This window comes from Bacteroidetes bacterium SB0662_bin_6, assembly GCA_009839485.1.
In the GTDB taxonomy this organism is placed as follows: Bacteria; Bacteroidota; Rhodothermia; order Rhodothermales; family VXPQ01; genus VXPQ01.
The window spans coordinates 1-2,876 of the sequence record VXPQ01000008.1 but is presented as its reverse complement, the minus strand read 5'-3'; the positions used below and the strand labels follow the sequence as shown (position 1 = coordinate 2,876).

Here is a 2,876-nt window from a genome sequence, read left to right as displayed (position 1 = left end):
CCGGTGAACTGCCTGACCACGCGGAAAATCGGGCCTTGTTCAGACCTTCCTTAATGTGATGGATGCCTATGTCCTCGGTGCTATGCCGCCCTATAACGCTTTGTTGGGCGGGAAGATGGTTGCCTGTATCGCCCGCTCACGACAAATTTACGATGAATTTACACGCACCTACGGAAACACGCCCGGCATAATATCTGGCAAAACAAAAAATGCACGCCTCCTCGCCATTACCACTTCCTCATCAATGGGGAGGTCCTCTGTCTACAACCGCCTCAAATTGGGCGGTGTGCGCTACTTTGAACCTATCGGATACACCCGCGGTTGGGGGCATTTCCATATCTCAGATGAACTCTTTCTCGACTTGCGTGAGTACCTGCGTAGTGTCGGACACAAATACGCTGACCAGCATCGTTTTGGCCAAGGTCCCAATTGGCGCCTGCGAACGACTCGTGCCGCACTTACTGCGCTCGGCTTTAGAGATGACATGCTTCGACACGGTATTCGGCGTCAGGTTTTTCTAAGCAATTTTGCTTCGAACGCTTCGTCTATCTTACGCACCGGCAAAGGCCAACCTGACCTCTCGAATCTTCTCACATCACAACAGGTCGCAGATCTAGCGCTTGAACGGTGGATTATTCCCCGTGCCGAGCGGAATCCCAACTACCGCAATTGGAACAAGACCGAAATTCTGCAAATGCTCGGTAACTGCAATAGTAACCCCTCACTGAAAATTGGCCTTCGGTGATCAAACTTGACGAAAGCAATCTGCTCTGATGGATAACACATCTACTGCACTCAAAGCGATTCAGGATAAACTCCTTAGGCACTTCAATTCACTTGCTGCCGTCCGAAGACGTTCTGGATTCCCAATCTTCGCATTGGAACACTGTCTGGACTCTGCAGAACTGAAGCGCATCAATACTTTGCTTCGCGAACACCAAAAAACCAGGCCACCCTTGACAATCTCATACTGGCTAGTATGGGTTGTTTACTCAAGCGAAGCTGGGTACAGATACACCGGCGATGAATACTGGCCCTCATTCGAGAATCAAACTCCTAACTGGCAATATCATGACCGAGTGAAGATCAAGAGTTGGTTTAAGAAATTCCATAGGTCTTTCAACGGCGTGACTCCCTCTGGCCCTTGGGCCGAGCATTTCAGCATTATTGCTTGGCCGATTACGAATGCGCTTCTCCCTATCGATCTCCAGCGTCAGTTTGCGAGACTACTGTACGACCTCCGGTTTCGTCTCGCCACGGCCTCGCTTGATGCGGGCTCAATTGGCCGGCTTCTTGCTGCCCACGCTTCTCATGCCTCATCACGTTTTCAAGCATTTCTTGAGCAGGAAGAACTAACCGGACAGATAGTCGCCGCTTTCCTTAGGGGAGAATCTGCCGACGCCGAAGACCTGATCTATCCCCCGACATTAAATCGAATCATCACTGATCTGGAACGTGTCCGCAGTTCCCGCGTATGGCTGAAGGAAACGAGGCGCGTGGCTTCGGATCGCTTTCAAGGCATCGGGCGCGGATATTTTCGTCCAGCCTATATGCTCCATTCCACGCGCAAAGAGAAGCCAACTCTACCGGACGCGTTACGCTTCGCAGTGCGACCCTACCTCTTCCTTCGTTATGACGGATCTAATCAATGGTCGTTACTTCTTCAATTGAAATCTCTGCGACCGATTGCTGCCGAAAGCACTGAACTGCGCAGGTTTCTCGATCGCACTCGATGCAGATTGATTGGATCCAGTGACTGGGAACCAACCGGATGGCTTCTATCCGGAAATCGTAAGGGTATGCTCAACTCCTGGCCTGACACCAATTCTCCGCTTATCCAATTCGAACAGTCGAATCCACTTATGGATCATCTCCTAGAATCCGAGTTTCGGCTATCGCCAGGTCCTATATGGTTGTTCCGCATTGGCAGCGATGGAATCGCCCGCTATGTAGCATCTAAAAGTATCAGACCAGCCACATGCTACATCGTCGTAACGGCCGACAACTTTCCCAACGAACAAACTGAACTTGCTCCTTGTACATTGGCGTGTTCAGGTATTCACGCCTTCCGACTCTCTGTGCCAAACCACGTTTCAAGTGACACAACAGCGCGCTTCCTAAAAGTTGGTCTTGATGTTACGCGCACGATCCGAGTATGGCCAGCTGGCTTGCCGGGACGAGGCTGGGATGGCGAAGGCAGCTCTGAGTGGTTGAGCACCGAATCTCCTTACTTTGGCATTGATCCGGATCATCAAGTCGATAAGCTTTCCTTTCGCCTCGATGATGAGCCCAAGTGCGTTGTTGCTACCGAGGCCCTAGGCGGCCCCACATTTGTACGATTACCGCCACTCCAAGCAGGCAGCCACTCGCTAACCGTCGAAGCGCTCCGTAGTCCAGACCTTAACAGCACCGTCACAACGCCGCCAGCCAAAGGTTTTTTAAAACTTGAAGTCCGAGACCCAGAGCCGTGGACGCCTGGAATTACTTCACACCCAGGGCTTGTTGTTTCTGCTGATCCGTTCGACGCCAGTCTTGATGTCTTATGGCGTAATGAACTTAACCTCTCAGTGAACGGTCCCGAGGCGTATACTGTGCGAGTTAATGCAAAGCTATATAACTCAGATGGTAGTGAAATTCTTTCCGATGTCGTTGCCACTTCAATGGCTCTGCCTATCACCCCGGAAAAGTGGCACCAAGTATTCGCTAAATTTCTTACAAATGAAAACCGAGCTTGGAAGTATCTTGAAGCTGTAAGTTGCGTTTTGGAGATTAGTGGAGATTCACTTGGCACGTGTTTACTGAAATTTGACCACGAGCCCGCCCCGGAGCTATCGTCAAATCTGGTGTACGGCAAGTTGGTCATGCGGCCTCTCTGC

1 protein-coding gene and 1 pseudogene are annotated in these 2,876 nt (G+C 51.0%); both read left to right on the top strand.

Annotated elements, in window-relative coordinates; translation table 11 throughout:
• The first annotated feature begins 49 nt into the window (after positions 1-49).
• Positions 50-745, top strand: a pseudogene (locus F4Y00_00880) (DUF4338 domain-containing protein).
• Positions 746-773: 28 nt separating this feature from the next.
• The coding region (locus F4Y00_00875; protein MYE03520.1) for a hypothetical protein at positions 774-2,876 on the top strand (2,103 nt) is incomplete at its 3' end.